Below are 18,938 nucleotides of genomic sequence, written 5' to 3' on the forward strand. Positions count from 1 at the left end.
AGTTCAAGTTACCGGATTATGAAAGGATAAAGCAATCGAAAATTGGGCGAATGGATGGGGTCGTTCGACCCCATCCGGAAAGTGCGGTCATCGGGTCATGGGGCGGATACGTATTTCCACGCGGCGGTTTTGGGCTCGTCCGGTGGGCGTTTCATTGGAGGCGATCGGCATGCTTTCACCCGCGCCTTGAGCGAGTGTCCGATTGGGGGCGACTCCCTGGGCGATCAGGTATTGCGCGACGCTGCCGGCGCGCTGCTGGGACAGCCGTTGATTGTATTCGGCTTTACCGGTGGCGTCGGTGTGTCCGGTGACTTCGATCAAGGTTTCGGGAAATTCGTTCAAAACGAGCGCCACCGCATTGAGGGTGGTGTAGAACTGAGGCGCGATGTCGGCCGAATCGGTGGCGAAAGTGATGTTGCCCGGCATGATCAGACGCAGGTTCTGTCCCTCGCGGACGACCCGGACGCCGGTGCCGGCCAGTTTCTGGCGTAGAATCGCCTCCTGGCGGTCCATGTAGGCGCCGACCCCCATGCCCGCCAATGCTCCCACGCCGGCACCGATGGCCGCCCCTTTGCCGGCTTCGCCGCCGGCGATCGCTCCGCCGATGGCGCCCAAGGCCGCTCCGCTGGCGGCTCCGACGCCAGTGCCGATCACGGTTTTGCTGGCTTGGGTTTCGCCGGTGTAGGGGTTGGTGGTACAGCCGGCCGCCAAAGCCGCGACGCCGATGAAAGCGATGAATTTGCGCATCTTGATTCTCCTTGTCGTTGGTTTGGATGACATGACATATGGTACTTGCAGCGATTGAATCGAATATGAATTCCGTTCACTTGCCGTTGATATTTAATCACAGGCTCGGTTCCCTCTGACGATCCCAATTAAGTTAGAATAGCCGAGATTTTGGATTGGCATAATGGCGTAAAAATTGGCAGGATAGCCGATTTGGACGCGAATGCGCTCGAAAAAACGCTTATCGGTCAAGGGAGTGGGATGGGCCGTAACGGTGTAAACATACCAGAAAAGGGTTGAGTTGTAGTGAGTCAAGATTTTATTTTTACCTCTGAATCGGTTTCCGAGGGGCATCCGGACAAAATCGCCGATCAGGTGTCGGATGCGATGCTGGATGCACTGTTGGCCCAGGACCCCCGGGCTCGGGTAGCGTGCGAAACCCTGGTCAAGACCGGGATGGTTCTGCTCGCCGGCGAGATCACCACCAGCGCGTGGGTGGACTCCGAGCAATTGGTCCGCCAAGTGGTCAAGGACATCGGTTACGATGATCCGTCCATTGGTTTCGATTGGCAAAGCTGCGCCGTCCTCCAAGCCATCGGTAAGCAATCCCCCGATATCGCCATGGGGGTGGACGAAGCGGAGGAACGGGAACAAGGCGCCGGCGACCAGGGCCTGATGTTCGGCTATGCCTGCAATGAAACCGACGGCTTGATGCCCGCCCCGATCTATTTCGCCCACGAACTGGTGAAGCGCCAGGCCAAGATCCGCAAATCCAACGTTTTGCCCTGGTTGCGTCCCGATGCCAAGAGTCAAGTCACCATCCGTTACGAGGACGGCAAGCCGGTGGGGGTAGAGGCGGTGGTCCTGTCTACCCAGCACGCGCCGGACATTTCCCAGCAGGACATTCGCGAGGCGGTGATGGACGAGGTGATCCTCAAGGTCATTCCTCGCGAATTGATTCACCCGAACACCCGCTTTTTCATCAACCCCACAGGCCAGTTCGTCATCGGCGGGCCGGTGGGCGATTGCGGCCTGACCGGCCGCAAAATCATCGTCGACACCTATGGCGGGATGGCCCGCCACGGCGGAGGTTGTTTCAGCGGCAAGGATCCCTCCAAGGTGGACCGCTCCGCCGCCTACATGGGTCGCTACGTGGCCAAGAACATCGTCGCCGCCGGCCTGGCGCAGCGCTGCGAAATTCAGGTGTCCTATGCCATCGGCGTGGCCGAACCCACTTCGATCACCATCGAAACCTTCGGCACGGGGCGGATTGCCGAATCGCGTCTGGTGGAGATCGTGCGCGAACATTTCGATCTGCGCCCCAAGGGGCTGATCCAGGAGCTGGATCTGCTTCGGCCGATTTATCGCAAAACCGCCGCTTACGGGCATTTCGGCCGCACCGAGGAAGAGTTTACCTGGGAGCGTACCGATAAAGCCGAGATGCTGCGGGAAGCCGCCGGCTTGCCGCAGCGCAGCTGAATTTAAACCGGATTCAATCGAGGGAGTTTTCAATGAATCAACCTGTGACCCATCTGCAATCCGATTACAAGGTCGCCGATCTCTCCTTGGCCGACTGGGGGCGCAAGGAAATCCAAATCGCCGAGACGGAAATGCCCGGTCTGGTTGCCCTGCGCAAGGAATACGGCGGACAGAAACCCCTGCAAGGGGCACGCATCGCCGGCTGTCTGCACATGACCATTCAGACCGCGGTGCTGATCGAAACCCTGGTGGAACTGGGGGCCGAGGTGCGCTGGTCCTCCTGCAATATATTTTCCACCCAGGACCACGCCGCCGCCGCCATCGCCGCCACCGGCGTTCCCGTGTTCGCCTGGAAAGGGGAGACCGAGGAGGAATACTGGTGGTGCATCGAGCAGACTATCTTTGGTCCCGACGATTGGCGCCCCAATATGCTGCTCGACGACGGCGGGGACCTGACCCAGGTGATGCACGAAAAACATCCCGAGTTGCTCGAAAACGTGCGCGGCGTGTCGGAGGAGACCACCACCGGTGTTCACCGCCTGTATGAAATGATGCGCGAGGGCAGCCTGAAGTGCCCGGCCTTCAATGTCAACGATTCGGTCACCAAATCCAAGTTCGACAATCTGTACGGTTGCCGCGAATCCCTGCTGGACGGCATCAAGCGCGCCACCGACGTGATGATCGCGGGCAAGATCGCGGTGGTGCTGGGGTACGGCGATGTGGGGAAAGGCTGCGCCCAGTCCTTAAGGGGCCAAGGCGCGACGGTCTGGGTGACCGAGATCGATCCCATCTGCGCCCTCCAGGCGGCGATGGAAGGTTACCGGGTGGTGACCATGGAAGAGGCCGCATCGGTGGCCGACATTTTCGTCACCGCCACCGGCAATTATCACGTGATCACTCACGACGACATGCTGACGATGAAAAACAACGCCATCGTCTGCAACATCGGTCACTTCGACAACGAAATCGATGTGGCTTCCCTGCACCAGTATGAATGGGAAAACATCAAGCCGCAGGTGGACCATGTGATCTTTCCCGACGGCAAGCGGATCATCCTGCTCGCCGAAGGCCGCCTGGTGAACCTGGGTTGCGCCACCGGGCATCCCAGCTTCGTGATGTCCAATTCCTTCAGCAACCAGGTCATGGCCCAGATCGAGTTGTGGAGCCATCCGGGCAAATACGAGCATAAAGTCTACGTGCTGCCCAAGGCTCTGGACGAGAAGGTGGCACGCTTCCATCTGGATAAGCTGGGGGCCAAATTGACCCGTCTGACCCAAGCCCAGGCCGCGTATATCGGGGTGCCGGTGGCCGGGCCGTTCAAGTCCGACCATTATCGGTATTGATGAAGACCAATCTCAGTTTCGAATTTTTCCCGCCCCGTTCGGCCAAGATCGCCGCTCAGCTTCGGGATACCTATCATGCCCTGGCCCGCCTCGATCCGGTGTATTTTTCGGTCACCTACGGGGCGGGCGGCAGCACGCGCGACAAAACCCTGGAAACGGTCTTGGAGATTCGGCGGGAAACCGGCCTCGAAGCGGTGCCTCATTTATCCTGCATCGGTTCCAGCCAAGAGGAAATCCGCCGAATTTTAGCTCAGTATCGAGAAAACGGCATTCGACGGATCGTCGCGCTCAGGGGAGACTTGCCTTCGGGCATGCGCGCCGACGGCGATTTCCGCTACGCCAGCGAGCTGGTGAAGTTTGTCCGCGCCGAGACCGGCGATTACTTTCATATCGAGGTGGCCGCTTACCCCGAGGCCCATCCCCAAGCCGCCAGCTACAAGGCGGATTTGCGGGCCTTCCAACGCAAGGTGGAAGCCGGCGCCGACGGGGCGATCACCCAGTATTTCTACAATCCCGACGCGTATTTCTATTTCCTCGAGGACTGCCGGCGCGAGGGGATCGAGATTCCCATCGTTCCGGGCATCATGCCGATCACCAACTATCAACAATTGGCGCGCTTCTCGGATCTGTGCGGGGCCGAAATCCCCCGCTGGATCCGTAAGCAATTGGAATCTTTCGGCGACGACTTGGAGTCCATTCGCGCTTTCGGGGTGGACGTGGTGACGGGGCTCTGCGACAAATTGCTTCAAGGCGGTGCGCCGGGATTGCATTTTTACACCCTGAATCGGGCCGAACCCACCCTGGCCATTTGCCGCAATCTGGATTTGGTTCCCCGATGAAGTGCTATATTTATCGTTCCCGCAAACAAGACGAAATGTATCTGTACCTTCGGGAAAGGGGTGATTTTTCCGATGTGCCGGCGGAGTTGATGGCTTATTTCGTCAATCCCGTCTTCGTCTTCGAATTGGAGTTGTCACCCGAGCGCAAGCTCGCGCGGGAAAATGTCGCGGCGGTTATGGAACATTTGGCAACCGAGGGCTTCCATTTGCAGATGCCGCCTCCTCGAGAATCCTTGAATTGAGTGCGCGTTTCCCGTTTGTACCTTTCCGAGCCGCTGGAAACCGGTCTTGAACTTGCGGTGACCGGTGAACGGGCCCATTATCTCGCCAATGTGCTGCGTCTTCGGGCGGGCGCTTCTTTGACCGTATTCAACGGTCGGGGCGGGGAGTACGGTGCTGAACTGCTCGCCGCGAACCGCCGCCAGGTTCGCCTGAAGATCGGTGCCAAGCGGGCGCGAGAGGCGGAGTCGCCGCTCCAGACTCAATTGGGCTTGGCGGTCGCCAAAGGCGAGCGGATGGATTGGGCGGTTCAAAAAGCGGTGGAGTTGGGGGTGACCGAGATCTTCCCCCTTCTGACCGAGCATGGCAATGTCCAGCTCAAGGGGGGCAAGCCGGAGCGCAAGCGCCAGCATTGGCGGAAAATAGCCGTCGCCGCCTGCGAGCAGTGCGGTCGCAACCGCATTCCCGAGATCGGCCCGCCTGAGCGTTTTGATGCTTGGCTCGACTCCTGGCACGGCGGTGTGCTGCTCGATCCCGGCGGTATTCCATTCCCGGATCTGGCACCGCCGAAAGGACGGTTAATTTTGCTGATCGGTCCCGAGGGTGGGCTGAGTCCGGAAGAATGCCGGCGGGCGCAGGATCGGGGGTTTGTGCCGGCGCGGCTGGGGCCGCGGATCTTGCGGGTAGAGACGGCGGTGGCGGCCGCCCTGAGCGCCGCGCAGGTGCTTTGGGGCGATGGCGGTAGTTAATCGGGCTGGAAGGGGAGGCGCTCTCGCCCAGACCGGGAAATTCTATTTTGCTCAAGGGTGGCGCCTTTGGGAAGACAAATCGCCGTCGTTTGGGTTACGCTTCGCCTAAGTCGACCCAAGTAACCGCCGAACGGAGTGTGTATGCGCATCTATAATTTATTTCCCTTGCTCGCCGGCCCGGTCTCGCATTGGCGACCACACTTGGAACGCGCCGCCGATCTCGGATTCAACTGGATTTTCGTCAACCCCATCCAGAAACCGGGCCGTTCCGGCAGTCTTTACTCCATCAAGGATTATTTCCAAATTAACCCCGCCTTGGCCGACAAGCGCTCGGACCAATCGCCGGACGATCAGATCCGGGAGATGGTGGGGCGGGCGGAAGACTTGGGCCTCCGGATGATGCAGGATTTGGTGATCAATCACTGCGCCTACGATTCCCCCCTGTTGAAAGAACACCCCCAGTGGTTCGTCAAGGAAAAGGGGCGCATCGCGCACCCGTCGTGCATGGAGGATGGAAAAAAAGTCGTCTGGCGCGATCTGGCCAGTTTCGACCATCGGCATACCTCGGATCCCGAAGGCTTGTATCGCTATTGCCGCTCCGTGGTCGACCATCTGATTGCGCTCGGTTTCAAGGGATTCCGTTGCGATGCCGCTTATCAGATTCCCGCCAAGTTCTGGCGCAAACTGATCGGCGAAGTCAAGCGCGCCCATCCGGAGGTGGTTTTCATCGCCGAAACCTTGGGCTGCAGCGTCGATGAAACCAAGCAGACCGCCAGCGCCGGTTTCGATTATATTTACAACAGTTCCAAGTATTGGGATTTCTCCAGCCCCTGGCTGATGGAGCAATACGATCTGACCCGGGACACCGTCCCTTCCATCGGTTTTCCGGAAAGCCACGATACGCCCAGGTTGTACGCCGAATCCGGGCGGAACGTGGACGCCCTCAAGCAGCGCTACCTGTTCTCGGCCCTGTTTTCCGCTGGGGTGATGATGCCCATCGGCTATGAGTTCGGCTTCGAAAAACCCTTGCACGTGGTCAATACCAAGCCCCGGGATTGGGAACAAACGGAGGTGGATATCAGCGATTTCATCCGTCATATCAACCGCGTCAAAAGTCGGCATCGGGTGTTTCAAGAAGAAAGCATCACCCAGATTCAGGGACATCCCAATCCGGCCATCTTATTGTTGTGGAAAGCCGCTTCCCAAAGGGGGGGAGAAGCGCTCATCATCCTCAATAAAAACCTCCACGGCCGCGAATATTTCTACACCGACGATTTGTACCAATACATTCAAAGCCGAAAGCCGCTTCACGACCTTTCACCGCAATGGGCGCTGGATTATTTGCCCACGCCTTTCGAGTTCGAGTTGGCTCCGGGAATGGGGCGGATCTTGGTGACGTCTTAACCCCGCGTTTCCCTGATGCGACGGATGGCTTAAACTACTTGAGGAGGCGCCGCTCTGCTCGAGAAAGAAGCGGCCTGGCGAATCTTGGAATCGTGTCGATAACTCTGGTAGAACCCTATGACCAAAAAGACCCCGCGTCGCAGCACTCATCAAAACAAGAAACAAACATCGTCTCGTAAGCCCGCGGAGAAGACCGACCAGAAAAAGAAAACCGGCAATGCACGGTCGCGGAGTCAAACGTCTCCATCCAAGGCGGCCGGTAAATCCCCCGCTTCGGAATCCTCGGAGGTGACGGGAGGGTCGGCCGCTTCCCTTGACGATTCGAGCCCATCGAAAGAGGCAAAGTCAAAAGCCTCGGAAAAAGCCAAGGGCGACGGGGCGAGCCGAAAAGAAACAGCGACCGATCAGAGCGCTGCTTCTCCCTCCGAGAAGAAAAAAGAAACGGCGCGTCAATCCACGCCGCCGGCTCCCGGCATTCCGAAAGAGGTGGATCAGGAAGAGGGCGGAGTCGCCTTTTCACCCGCCGAATCTGCACCAGAAGCTCAGGAGCCCGCAGCGAAGCGGGAGCCGGAGCCCGTTGAACCCGCCGTGTCCCGGGCCGAACCCGAACCCGAACCCGAACGCTCCACGCCCGAGCCGGCGCCCGAACCTAGTGAGCCGCAGCCTGCAATGAATGCCATACCTTCCTTGTTTGTCGTGCATGTCACTCCCGAGCTCGCCCCGGTCGCCAAGGTCGGGGGGTTGGCGGATGTGGTGTTCGGTTTGAGCAACGAGATGGAAATTCGCGGCAATCACGTGGAAATCATCCTGCCCAAGTACGATAGCCTGCGCTACGACCACGTTTGGGGTATGACCGAAGCCTATCAGGATCTCTGGGTGCCCTGGTACGGCGGAGCGATTCATTGCACCGTTTATTTCGGTTTTGTCCACGGACGCAAATGCTTCTTCATCGAACCCCATTCCCAGGACAATTTCTTCAACCGGGGATGTATTTACGGTTTCCACGACGACATATTGCGGTTCGCCTTTTTCTCGCGGGCGGCGATGGAGTTTTTATTGAAGTCCGGCAAGAATCCGGACATCATTCATTGCCACGATTGGCAGACCGCCTTGGTGCCGGTGTTCCTGTACGAGATCTACAAATTCCTGGGGATGGGGCATCCGCGGGTTTGTTATACCATTCATAATTTCAAGCATCAGGGGGTGACGGGCGCGGAGGTGCTTCATGCCGCCGGCCTCAATCGTCCCGAATATTATTTCCATTACGACCGGCTCCAGGACAACCATAATCCGCACGCCCTCAATTTAATGAAAGGCGGGGTGGTGTACTCCAATTTCATCACCACCGTGTCGCCGCGCTATGCCATGGAGGTCAAGGATGAGGGGCAGGGCTTCGGCTTGGAACCGACCCTCCATATTCATCATCAAAAATACGGCGGGGTGGTGAACGGGATCGACTACCACGTGTGGAATCCGGAAATCGACCGCTATATTCCGGTGCACTACGGTTTCGACAGCCTGGACGACAAGTACCAAAACAAAAGAGCCCTGCGCGATCGGCTCCTGCTCGCCGACAACGAAAAGCCGATTGTCGCCTTCATCGGGCGCCTGGACCCTCAAAAGGGCTTGGAACTGGTCCGTCACGCCATCTTCTACACCTTCCATCAGCGCGGTCAATTCGTTCTACTCGGCTCCAGCCCCGACGAACAGATCAACGGCTACTTCTGGGGCTTGAAGCACCAGCTCAATGAAAGCCCGGACTGCCATATCGAACTTGGTTTCGACGAGGAATTGGCCCATCTCATCTATGCGGGGGCGGATATGGTCCTCGTGCCGAGTCGTTTCGAGCCGTGCGGACTCACCCAGTTGATTGCCATGCGTTACGGCACCATTCCCGTTGTCCGGGAGATTGGCGGCCTGGCCGACACCGTCCACGACAAGGACTTTTCCCATCGCCCCCTCCATGAGCGAAATGGCTATGTGTTCAAGGACTACGATTACAGCGGCCTGGAATCCGCTCTCGGCAGGGCGATCAGTTGTTACTACGATTATCCGGAGCATTTCCGGGAGTTGATGAAAAATGCCATGCGCTACGACTACTCCTGGAAACATCCCGGTCAGGATTATCTCAACATCTACGATTACATCCGGGAAAAATAGGCCCGAATGCTTGAGTGATTTAATCCCGCTTTTTCCCGGGGCGCGTCGAAAGGTGTAATTAAACGGTTCGACGATCCAAGTCATGGGCGCGCGGGGAAGAAAGGGGCGTGAGGCGGGGTAATGTTGGCGAGCGTCATCAGTGGTATCAAGCCCTCAGAAGCCGGGGAGGGCGTTCCGGGACACGCTGTGAATACCTTCTTATGTGGGAAAGGCTGCAAAACATCGTTTTAATATCTCAAGTGTAGATCATGGTCGATCCCCATCAGCTATTTACCCGCCTCCTGCTGCAACTCTACGGACGGGCCAACGCGATTTTCGCCGTCCATTGCGCCTTTGCGTCCCTGCTCGCCTGGTTTCTCTGGTTCGAATTGTCCCGTCCCCTCTTTTTCGTGTGGTCGGTGGTCGTGGCGGCCGGCGGTTTATGGCAGTGGCTTGTGGGACGCGCCACCCTGCGGCGTCTCGCCAATCTGACGGTTACCGGCGGAACGATTGTCCCGCACGTGGTGGCGGCCGGTGCCGGCGGAATCAGTTTCGGGATGACGGCATTGCTGTTCCCCGGTTTGTCTTTGGCCACGAAAAATCTGATCATTTTGACGCTCGGGGTGATTGCCGCGACTTTCATGCCCCGGTTGGCGGCGCTTCCGTCCGCTTTCGCCGCTTTTTTGACCGGAATCACGGGCCCCTTGTTGGCGGCGTTAATCCTCGCGGATGAAGCGTCTTTGCAGAGAATGATTCCGGTCGTGCTGCTTATGGCGGTCAGTTTGCTGTTCTCGGTTCGAACCATCCACGGTGAATTATTGGATGGGGTCTTGGTTCATTTCGGCCTTGAGAGCGCGGCAGGGGAAGATCAACTCACCCGCATCCCCAACCGTCGGCGCTTCGATCAGGCGCTGGAGTTGGAGTGGCGCCGCGCCTGCCGCGTCGGTGCGCCCATCTCCTTAGTCATGGTGGACGTGGATTTTTTCAAGAAATTCAACGACCGTTACGGCCACCAGGAAGGGGATCGTTGCCTGACCCAGGTCGCCCAGGCGCTCTTCCAATCGGCGCGGCGGATAACCGATTTGGTAGCCCGCTACGGCGGCGAGGAATTCGTGGTGTTGCTGAATCATACCGCCCGCGATGATGCTTTCGATCTCTGCGAAAAAATGCGCATCGTGGTCGAGCAATACGCCATGCCCCATGCCGACTCTCCCCATGGACACGTAACCATCAGCATGGGCGGGGCGAGTGTTTTCGCGGACGAGAAAACCAATCCGCTCGAGTTGGTGAGGGCCGCGGACAAGGCGCTTTATCGAGCGAAGGCGAGCGGGCGAAATCGGGTGGTCTGGTACGATCCTGCCGTCGACGGTCGGGAGGAAATGCCGGCGGCTTGATGCCATGAACGGGTCCGGGAGCGTGCCCAGTGCGTTCGGAGGCATATTGGAGCGAGTCATGGAATTCGTGGCCCAGTCGGTCGTCCCGCCGTACCGAGGAAAGAGGCCTATCGGTCGGGATAATCTCAAATCAGTAAAGCGGGCTGATCCACATCCAATTCGAACAGCTGCACGTCAAGCGAGCCAAGTTCGATCCCTAACAGCCGCAGCAGCGGATCCAGGATGGTTGTGCCTAATTGATTAAGGAGCGGTGCGAGCAACTGTCCGAGCAAAGCGTCTGCGATGAGCGTATCCAGAAGAGGCAGGGAAATTGCCCCCAGCAGTTTGACATCGATGTTCAAGTTGTCGCCGCTTCCGAGAGCGTTTCCCAGACTGTCGCCGATGCTGCTGGAAGCCCGTTGCGTCATGGGGAGGCTGTTTTCCTCGTCAAAAGTGTCCACTTCGAACTGCAATTGAGTCGAGTCGGAATTTTGCAGGGGCAGGTCGGCATTCACCGTCACGGTGGCTACGGAAACACGAGTAAGCAACAGGAGGGCAGATACATCGATTCTCGCCCCAGGCGCGGTCGGGTCGACGGCTCGAACTAAGTTAAGCGAAGCAATGCCCGGCTGAGCGCCTATGGTGGCGACGGACCCTCCGTTACCGATCCGCCGACACTGGATTCTCTCGAGCCAGGCGCTTCCCTGGGCAACGTTTAATTGCAACGCTAGGTCCACCTCAGCGCGCACGCCGGCCAGCCCCGCAACGTTCAGGTCGATGGTACTGTGCACGGGGGTGAGCAGACGAATTTGGGCTGTGTGCATTTGGGTACGCCAATTGCCGTCTTCGTCCTTTCCCGGAGGACCGATGACGATTTGAGGCGGTTCAATGACCTCGAGCGTGGTCTGGACATTGAGCAACCCCCCCGGCAAGCTGACGTTCAGAGGCAAGGACAGGGCGTTCTGACCGTTTGCCACCAAAGCGGTGGTAGTGATGAGATCGAGAAGGTTGATTGAAGCGTTGGCGGCTTCTTCCTGATTGGGTGCCGTCACTGCCAGGATGTCGCCGAAATTGGCGGAAAGGTTGGAGACTGCGGCGTTGGCCAAGGTTTGCATGGCCGCGATCACCGTGGCGTCGGCTACTCCGGAAGCGTTCACCGCATCGGCATAAATTTGCAGCCATTGGTTCAAGCCCAAGTCGGCGTCCAGCAGTTCGTTCACCGTCCCTACGCCCGCCGTCGCGTTCACCAGGTCGGCCAGCGTTAACGTCTGAATGTTTGCTATGCCGTTATAGGAAACCAGTTCGAGATTGACGCTTGATCCGAGCACGCCTCCCAACAACGCATTCAATAGAGCCGAGTCTTCGCTATTGATGGAGGCCAACAAACTGCCGCCGGAAAAGCCCGCCAGGGCCTGGCGTCTGGCGACCGCGGATGCCCGGAGATTCACGGTTTCGCCGAAGATGCCGCCGGCCACCAGGCTGGCCGGTACGGAGTTTCCGGCGGTCACCTGCACGGCCATGGCGATGTCTGGGTCGGTGGCCTGAAACGTTCTGACGCCATCGGCATTCGTCAAAATATCGCCCAGCATCACCTCCAAGGTTCCGTCCGGACCCAGGCCGTTGCGGTCGGCGCTGGCCTGTGCCGCCGCCTGAACCGGAGCATGAGTCCCGTCGCCGCAGGCACCCGTTTGGGAAGCTGCGTCCAAGGCCGCCACATCGGCGATTTTCTGCAATCGTCGCTGTTCCATCATGATTCGACCGGTATCCACCGACAAGACCGTGAACAGCACCGCGAGTCCCAGGGTCAATGCACCCCAAATTCCGATGACGCCGCGTTGGTGACGGGGGATACTTTTCATCCTGGCTGGTCTCGGGTCGGTTCTAATTCGACCTGCCGCCATGGGTGCCGCGCTCGATTTTGAAAAATTCCGGGATCTCGTGCTTGAAACTGTCCACATAGCGCTTGTAGGCGGCGGTGGCGGCCGGTGCGGGGAGTCTCTGAGGCGTCTCGGAAGCGGAGGCGCCGCTGCGTTGAAGTTCGAGCCAGCGGCGGGTGTCCTCGCCGAGGATCCGGGAGGAGGTTTGCGGCGGAGGATCGGCCGCCGCGGCGAAGTCGATCGAGAGGCAGCCAATCAGTATGCTCAAGGTCAGGAATGGGCGCATGGTTTCACCTCCGGAGGTTTAATGAATTTCGGTCGGATTCGGTTTGCTCGGGGGTCGCGGTGGGCCGGCGGCTTTGAGCGCCTCCGCTTGCGCGCGAAGCCGGTTCAAGGTCGCGCCATCCATGTGCATGCGCGCGGCGAAGGCCCGCATTTCCCGGTCGTGGCCCATGAGCGCAAGCAGCATGGTGAGGTTGGTCGCAGCCAGGGAATTGCCGCCGTCCAATTCTAGGGCGGTCAAAAACTCGTTGCGGGCCGAAGCGTAACGGCCGGCGCGCAGCAAGGCATAACCCAAATCGTTGCGTACCCGGGCCACGGTCGGCAGGGACTGTTTGGCCCGCTGCAAGTGGTCGAGCGCTTCGCCGATGCGGTTGGCACGTCCGGCGATCAGTCCCAGTCCGTGCCGGCCCCATCCCCCCATGCAGCTGTCGAGCAGTAGCCGATACCAAGGAATGGCCTGATCGGCGCGGTCGGTCCGGCGCAGGATTTCGGCGCGCAGATAGATGGCCTGGGGAGTCTTGGAACGGACGGCATCCAGATGAGCCAGCGCCGCGTACAGTTTGCCTTCGTCCATGAGCTTCCGGATCAGGTCCAGTTTGAGGTCCTTGTCGGCATCGGTATCACTCCGGCACGCCCTTGCGGAAGGCGGGGCGGTCGCGTTTTCCCGGGCAAACAGAGACGGCCTTTGCAGGCCACAACCCACGAAGAGATGGGCGAGCAGGCAAATGAGCGGCGTCCATTTAACCACCGTAGACCTCCATCAATCCGCGCGCCAGGGCCAGGAAGCCCGGGCCGGCAAGAAAGATCAGCAAAGCGGGAAATAGGAAAACCATCATCACTACGGTCATTTTGGCGGATAATTTATTGACATACTCACGCAAGGCGGATTGCTGGCGTTCCTCGATCAACCGAGCCAGCTTCACCAGGGAGTCGCGAATGTTGCCGCCGTACCGGGTAACCTGTTTCAAGATTGCTACGGTATCGGTCAATTCGTCCACGTCCAAGGGGGCGGCAAGGGTTCCAAGCGCGTCCGCGGGGTCATGGCCGGCGTCGATGCGTTGCAGGGTTCCGGCAAGTTCATCGGTCAGATGCGGCATCAACACCGTGCCTTCGTCCTGAATTACTTTCAGGGCGTGTTCGGTGGAAAGGCCGGCGTCGAAGAGCATGATGAGTAAATAAATGGCGGTGGGCGTTTCCCGCGCGAGGGCATGGCGGCGGGCTTTCGCCCGGAAACGCAATACGTAGCGGGGGAGCAAGAAACCCGCCGCGAAAGCCATGAACAGCAGAGCGATTCCTTGCAATGTCGGCATCCCGACGGAAGTGAAGGCATATACGCCGGTCGCCGCCATGAGCACCGCCGGTGAACCCCAGGCCATCAGACCGAACAGGAATCGCTTGCGTCCCTTGTACCAGCCGGCTTGTTGCAGCAAGCGCACTATTTCCTCGTCCAATGCGGCAAACCGGGTCATCGTCTTGACGGCGCCGACTTTCGAGTGATCGCCCGTCCCCTGCTTGAGAAGGCTGTTGAAGCGCTGCAGAGAGTGCTTGTTCCCGCTGCTTGAGCTGGCCGCCACCAGCAGCAAGGCGCTGGCCACGATCAGAAATGCGCCGGTGCCCAAGGCATACCATACAGTCATTGCAATTGCTCCTATACGCTCTTCACCATGCGCCAGAGGATGATCGCCCCGATGATCTGCAAGCTCACCGCGACCAACAATAGGATGCGGCCGGAAGGGTCCTGCCACATCCCGGATAGATAGCGCGGATTCATGGCCATCATATAAGCCGCCATGCCCGGGGGAAGAGAACCCAGCACCCAGGCGCTGATTCGGGTCTCTCCGGTGAGGGCGCGCAATTCCCGCTGCGTCGTCTCGCGCTGACGGATCATGCGAATGACGTTTTGTAGCAATTCGCGGGCGCTGCTGCCGTAACGTCGATTGATTTTGACCGCCAGCGCTAGCAAGTGGAGTTCATCGATCCGGTAGAGCTCGGCGGATTCCTGAATGGCGATGCCGAGATCGGCGCCCAGTCGGTTGGTACGCAGCACCCGTTCGATGACTTCCTTCAGTGGCGCCGGCGTTTCCATGGCGGCTAGACTGAGCGCGCCGTCCATGCTACGGCCGGTGCCGAGGCCGCGCAGGACTTGATCGAGAAACAAAGGAAGCTGAACCAAAATCAACGAGATGCGTTTGCGGGCGCGAAACTCCAGCCACAGGTAACAGGCGAGGACGGCGATGAGCGGCGCCGACAAGGCAAGCCAAGCGCCTTGCGCCCAACCGCCGCCGACGCAAAGTGCGACGAGTCCCATGAATCCCGTTTGCAAATGTCCTTCGCGGATTTCGATGCCGGCTCGCCAGAACAATGGCTTGAATGTAGGGAAAGGCGTCCGCCCTCGCCGGGGGGCGGTTTGGCGTTCGGCCGGATTCCATTCGGCGAGACGCCGGTCCACCTTTTCCTCCAGGTTTTTTCGTTGGCTTTGCCGATACAGCCACAGTGCCGCGGCGATCAAGAGGGCGGCGATGAGATAGCTCCACAGAATAGGACTATCCATACACGCTGCCACCGTCGAAAATGGAAAAGGCGGGTTTTCGATCCGTGAACTTGGGGCCGGAGGGGTGGGAGTTGCCGTTGACGAAAGCGTCGCGTCTGCGATCGTAGCTGAATAATTCGTTGAGCAGGAATTGATTGTCGCGTACCCCGGTCACTTCCATGATCGAGGTAATCCGGCGGGAACCGTCGGAGAAACGGGCGATGTGCACGATCATGTCGATGGCGCAGGTGATCATTTGCTGCAGGGTCTCGATGCCCCCCCGGAAACCGGCCAGCCCGGCCAGCATCTCCAGGCGAACCAAGGCGTCGCGGGCGCTGTTGGCGTGTACCGTGCTCATGGAACCGTCGTGACCGGTATTCATCGCCTGCAGAACGTCCAGCACCTCCTCGCCGCGCACTTCGCCCAAAATGATGCGGTCGGGGCGCATCCGCAAGGCGTTGCGGACCAATTCGCGCGGACGCACCTCGCCTACCCCTTCCACATTGGGCGGGCGGGTTTCCAGGCGCACCACATGATTGTGGTCGAGCTGCAATTCCGCCGCGTCTTCGATGGTTACCAGCCGTTCTTGAGAGCCGATAAAGCGGCTCAGGATGTTCAGCAGGGTCGTTTTCCCCGCTCCGGTGCCGCCGCTTACCAGGATATTGCAACGGTAATCCACGGCCTTGCGCAGAAAATCCAACATCGCTTCGTTGGCCGAGCCATAGGCCAGCAAATCCGCTTCCCGTAACGGGTCCTGCCGGAACTTGCGGATCGAGAGACAGGGGCCGTCGAGCGCCAAGGGAGGAATGATCGCGTTGATCCGGCTGCCGTCCGGGAGGCGCGCGTCCACCATGGGACTCGATTCGTCGAGGCGCCGTCCCAGCGGGGCCAGGATGCGCCGGATCACCCGCAGGACATGGTCGTCGTCGATGAAGCGCGCGTCGGCCTGCTGTACCTTGCCGTTGCGTTCCACGAACACGTGGCGGGCACCGTTCACCATGATATCGCTGATATGATCGTCGGCAAGCAAGGATTGAAGCGGTCCGTAGCCCGTCAGTTCGTGGATGATCTCTTCGGTGAGGTCGTCCAAATCGTAACTGGTGACTGCGAGCTGATGCCGGCTTGCGTAGCGCGAGACGTGGTCGTGCACGTATTGCTGAATTTGCTCGGCGTTCCATTCATTCAGCGGAACCTGCTCCTCCTCGATATGATCGATCAGATGGCGATGGAGCACATATTTGAGATCTTGATAATCCTCGCTCTGTTTAAGAGTGAAGTCGTAGTTGGGATATTTCATGAAATCCATGGCTTATTTCTTCCTTCCGCCAAGCCAACCGCCGGCGGCTTTGATCAGGCGTCCGATTCCCTTTGCGTTTTTCCCGTCGGCCTCCTTGTCGGCGGTCAGTTTGGCGGCCAGATTGCGCACCGCCGTCGTATAGGGGTCGCGAGGAGCGCATTCGAACAGGCTTTCCCCCGAATTCATCATGTTCAGTCGCGCCATGCCGGATGGCGGCAGGGTGGCATGGACCGGCAGGTCGAAGCCGCGCGACAAGCTTGCCGTATCGGGCGGCAACTTGGGAAGGTAGCGGTCGACCACCAGCCCCACCGAATCCATGGAAATTTTGTGTTCGCGCACTTCCCGCACCAATTGCATATTTTGCTTGCAACTGGGAACGCTCTGCTCGATCACCACCAGAATATCGTCCGCGTTGCTCAGCAGCAGATAGAGGAAGTCCGACCACGGCACGCCGCCTAAATTGACCACGATCCTGGAGAAATAGCGGCGCAACATGCCGAGCAGAACGTAGATATCCGCTGAGGTGATTTCTCCGATGGCGTCGGCGTCTTCCGGGAGCGCCAGCAAATGCAGGCCGCTGTGATGCTTGGCGAAGGCGCTGTCGATGAGTACCGAGTCCAGGCGCCGCAGGCTCCTGACCGCGTCGATGAAGCTGTAGGAAGCATTGATGCCTAGATATAGCAGGCTGTCGCCGGGCGGACTGCCCAAGTCGAGCAGGAGGGTGTCGCGTTTCGATTCCCGGTTCTGCATGGCCAGAGCCAGATGGAGGGCCAGCATCGGCGTGTCGGTGCCGGGACGGGCGCTGATTAGGGCGGTGAGGCTGCCTATGGAAGGGGCGGCGGCCGACGGTGCCGGGCTCCGTTCTTGGATCCGATGCACCAGGTTGATCACGTCTCCCGGGCGGGTCTGGGGCGTGATGAAATCCTTCGCTCCCGCCCGCATGGCGGCGAGCAGGAGTTGGCTGTCCGCTTGGTCCGCCATGGCGACCACCCCCAACAGGGGCTTGATCGCCACGAGGCCCTCGAGCAGGGCGGTGTCGTGCCGGAGGGTTTGCGGTGCCAGGGCCACGAATACCAGTTGCGCACCGGTCAGGTCGATGATTTGACACACCCGCTCCAGGGAGGGCTGATCGGCGGTGAGCAGTTCGCCTTCGTCCTTGAGTATCCCGTGCAGCCAGCGAGTGTACTCGGGCCGATCGGTGACGGCGACGAAACTGCGTTTGCGCGGAATGCTAGTAGTCATGGCTCAGCGTGAAAATCCCGTTACCGGGGGTTTATCGAAAAAGTCTCCCGTCTCTTGAAAAAAGGTTTCGAAGAAATCCGGATCGTAGGCGCGGAAACGTTCCCCCGGCAGCGGGGGGCGGGGGGCCTCCTTGGCCAACGGCTGAACCAAATGCGGGGTAACCACCATAATCAATTCCTTGTCGTTGCGGTCGATGCGGGTGGAGCGAAAAAACGCTCCCAGAATCGGAATGTCGCCCAGCCATGGAATTTTGTCGACGCTAGCCAAGGTATTCCGATTCACCAGGCCGCTGATGACGAAGCTTTCGCCGTCACCCAGGGAAATGGTGGTGTCGGTGCGGCGGACCCTCAATGCGGGGACCGAAACCCCGCCACTCTCGATGCCGGCGTTGAAATCCAATTCGCTCACTTCCGGGGCGACTTTCAAGGCAATGCGGTTACGATCGAGCACGGTAGGGGTCAGGGAGAGGCGCACCCCGAATTCCTTGAATCGCACGGTGATGGCGCCTGCCACCGATCCTCCCGCTTGGACGGGAATCGGAAACTCTCCGCCTGCCAGGAAGCTGGCGCTTTGCCCGCTGATCGCCACCAGCGAAGGTTCCGCCAGGGTATAGGCGAAACCGTTGTTTTCCAGGACCGAGATCACACCCAAAATGCCTTGCTTGGCGTTGCCGTAGGCGAAATTGAAGGCTTGCGCCTGAGGCAGGAAGCCGCCGCTCGACAGCAGTGAGAAGGCCCCGTCCGCGGCCGATTCGATACCGCTCAGATTGCCGGGGTTGGAAAGCACCAAGGTGGCGTTGGCGCTGTTTTTGCTCAGAAACAGACCGGCGTTTTGCAGCCGTTGGCGGCTGACTTCGACGATCTTGATGTCTATTTGCACCTGACTGTCGAATCCCGGATGGGTGGCATCGATCGTGGAAGCGTCCTGCTTTTCCGATGCGTGGCTAAGTCCCAAGGCTTGGCGGGCCTGATCGTGGGTGGGCAGGGAGCGGGTTTCCCCCGACAGCATGCGTTTGTCGCCGGCTTCCGTGACTTCCAATTCGGAGGGGGCGAGTCGTTCGAGCGCGTGTCGCTTCAGGCTGATCGGTTCGGTGACGCGCACCTCGGCGGTAAGGTCGGGTTTACCGTCGCCGTCGTTGTGCCAGAGAAGCAAGCTGGTGGAGCCGGGTTGAATTGCGGTGATCAGCATCCGGCTTTTGCCGGTGACTTGAACTTCGGCGACCTTCGGATCGCCGATCGCCACTTGCTTGATCGGGTGCTCGTAGGCATAACTCAGTTGTTTTCCGGATTCTATGGAAATGACGGGTAAGTTTGCCTCCCCGGCGTTTGCCAAAGCGGCAGCCAGCAGAAGGAAGAGTGCCAGCATGGAGCGGCAAAATCTCGCGGCAGGTTCAATGCCGCTCATTTGGTTCGTGCGGGGTGGGACGCGTGTTGCCAACA

Annotated in this window: 17 protein-coding genes; 8 read left to right on the top strand and 9 right to left on the bottom strand. The window is 59.4% G+C overall.

The window, feature by feature from the left end; all coding sequences use genetic code 11:
* Positions 1 to 87: 87 nt before the first annotated feature.
* A complete protein-coding gene (locus H035_RS0103650; protein WP_022947642.1) occupies positions 88 to 747 on the bottom strand; it encodes an OmpA family protein in 660 nt (219 codons plus the stop codon).
* A 285-nt stretch (positions 748 to 1,032) separates the two neighbouring features.
* Between H035_RS0103650 and metK the strand changes: the two genes are divergently transcribed.
* The 8 genes from metK (at position 1,033) to H035_RS0103690 (ending at position 10,292) form a co-directional block, all read left to right on the top strand.
* A complete protein-coding gene (metK, locus tag H035_RS0103655) occupies positions 1,033 to 2,205 on the top strand; it encodes a methionine adenosyltransferase (protein WP_022947643.1) in 1,173 nt (390 codons plus the stop codon).
* Between the two features lie 32 nt (positions 2,206 to 2,237).
* Positions 2,238 to 3,548 carry an adenosylhomocysteinase gene (gene ahcY / locus H035_RS0103660; protein ID WP_022947644.1) on the top strand — a complete coding sequence of 437 codons (1,311 nt, stop codon included), beginning with the start codon at positions 2,238 to 2,240 and terminating at the stop codon, positions 3,546 to 3,548.
* Complete coding sequence (gene metF / locus H035_RS0103665; RefSeq protein ID WP_022947645.1) at positions 3,548 to 4,387, top strand: methylenetetrahydrofolate reductase [NAD(P)H]; 840 nt, start codon at positions 3,548 to 3,550, stop codon at positions 4,385 to 4,387. The genes ahcY and metF overlap by 1 nt, the downstream gene beginning before the upstream one ends.
* The gene (locus tag H035_RS0103670) at positions 4,384 to 4,629 is read left to right on the top strand and encodes a YcgL domain-containing protein (RefSeq protein ID WP_022947646.1); all 246 of its coding nucleotides are present in this window, start codon (positions 4,384 to 4,386) and stop codon (positions 4,627 to 4,629) included. The genes metF and H035_RS0103670 overlap by 4 nt, the downstream gene beginning before the upstream one ends.
* Positions 4,630 to 5,355: a 16S rRNA (uracil(1498)-N(3))-methyltransferase gene (locus H035_RS0103675; protein ID WP_022947647.1), complete on the top strand. Its 726-nt coding sequence runs from the start codon at positions 4,630 to 4,632 to the stop codon at positions 5,353 to 5,355.
* Between the two features lie 141 nt (positions 5,356 to 5,496).
* On the top strand, positions 5,497 to 6,759 hold the full coding sequence (locus tag H035_RS0103680) for an alpha-amylase family glycosyl hydrolase (protein WP_022947648.1): 1,263 nt from the start codon (positions 5,497 to 5,499) through the stop codon (positions 6,757 to 6,759).
* 117 nt (positions 6,760 to 6,876) lie between these two features.
* Positions 6,877 to 8,919, top strand: coding sequence for a glycogen synthase GlgA (glgA, locus tag H035_RS0103685; protein WP_022947649.1), 2,043 nt, complete (start codon positions 6,877 to 6,879; stop codon positions 8,917 to 8,919).
* 248 nt (positions 8,920 to 9,167) lie between these two features.
* Complete coding sequence (locus H035_RS0103690; protein ID WP_022947650.1) at positions 9,168 to 10,292, top strand: GGDEF domain-containing protein; 1,125 nt, start codon at positions 9,168 to 9,170, stop codon at positions 10,290 to 10,292.
* Positions 10,293 to 10,417: 125 nt separating this feature from the next.
* Here the strand turns inward: H035_RS0103690 and H035_RS0103695 are convergent, their stop codons facing one another.
* From H035_RS0103695 to H035_RS0103730, 8 genes are read right to left on the bottom strand one after another with little or no spacing between them, the layout of a single operon-like run.
* On the bottom strand, positions 10,418 to 12,130 hold the full coding sequence (locus H035_RS0103695; RefSeq protein WP_022947651.1) for a TadG family pilus assembly protein: 1,713 nt from the start codon (positions 12,128 to 12,130) through the stop codon (positions 10,418 to 10,420).
* A 22-nt stretch (positions 12,131 to 12,152) separates the two neighbouring features.
* Entirely contained in the window at positions 12,153 to 12,434 is a 282-nt protein-coding gene (locus H035_RS0103700) for a DUF3613 domain-containing protein (RefSeq protein ID WP_022947652.1), read from the bottom strand.
* Between the two features lie 18 nt (positions 12,435 to 12,452).
* On the bottom strand, positions 12,453 to 13,178 hold the full coding sequence (locus H035_RS18030; protein WP_022947653.1) for a tetratricopeptide repeat protein: 726 nt from the start codon (positions 13,176 to 13,178) through the stop codon (positions 12,453 to 12,455).
* Positions 13,171 to 14,067 carry a type II secretion system F family protein gene (locus tag H035_RS0103710; protein ID WP_022947654.1) on the bottom strand — a complete coding sequence of 299 codons (897 nt, stop codon included), beginning with the start codon at positions 14,065 to 14,067 and terminating at the stop codon, positions 13,171 to 13,173. Before H035_RS0103710 ends, H035_RS18030 begins: the two co-directional genes overlap by 8 nt.
* Positions 14,068 to 14,078: 11 nt before the next feature.
* Positions 14,079 to 14,981, bottom strand: coding sequence for a type II secretion system F family protein (locus H035_RS0103715; RefSeq protein ID WP_022947655.1), 903 nt, complete (start codon positions 14,979 to 14,981; stop codon positions 14,079 to 14,081).
* Positions 14,974 to 16,266: a CpaF family protein gene (locus H035_RS18035; protein ID WP_022947656.1), complete on the bottom strand. Its 1,293-nt coding sequence runs from the start codon at positions 16,264 to 16,266 to the stop codon at positions 14,974 to 14,976. The genes H035_RS0103715 and H035_RS18035 overlap by 8 nt, the downstream gene beginning before the upstream one ends.
* 3 nt (positions 16,267 to 16,269) lie before the next feature.
* On the bottom strand, positions 16,270 to 17,499 hold the full coding sequence (locus tag H035_RS0103725) for an AAA family ATPase (protein ID WP_022947657.1): 1,230 nt from the start codon (positions 17,497 to 17,499) through the stop codon (positions 16,270 to 16,272).
* A gap of 3 nt (positions 17,500 to 17,502) precedes the next feature.
* Positions 17,503 to 18,864: a type II and III secretion system protein family protein gene (locus H035_RS0103730; RefSeq protein WP_022947658.1), complete on the bottom strand. Its 1,362-nt coding sequence runs from the start codon at positions 18,862 to 18,864 to the stop codon at positions 17,503 to 17,505.
* Between the last annotated feature and the right edge of the window lie 74 nt (positions 18,865 to 18,938).

The sequence above is a fragment of the Methylohalobius crimeensis 10Ki genome, assembly GCF_000421465.1.
Lineage (GTDB): Bacteria > Pseudomonadota > Gammaproteobacteria > Methylococcales > Methylothermaceae > Methylohalobius > Methylohalobius crimeensis.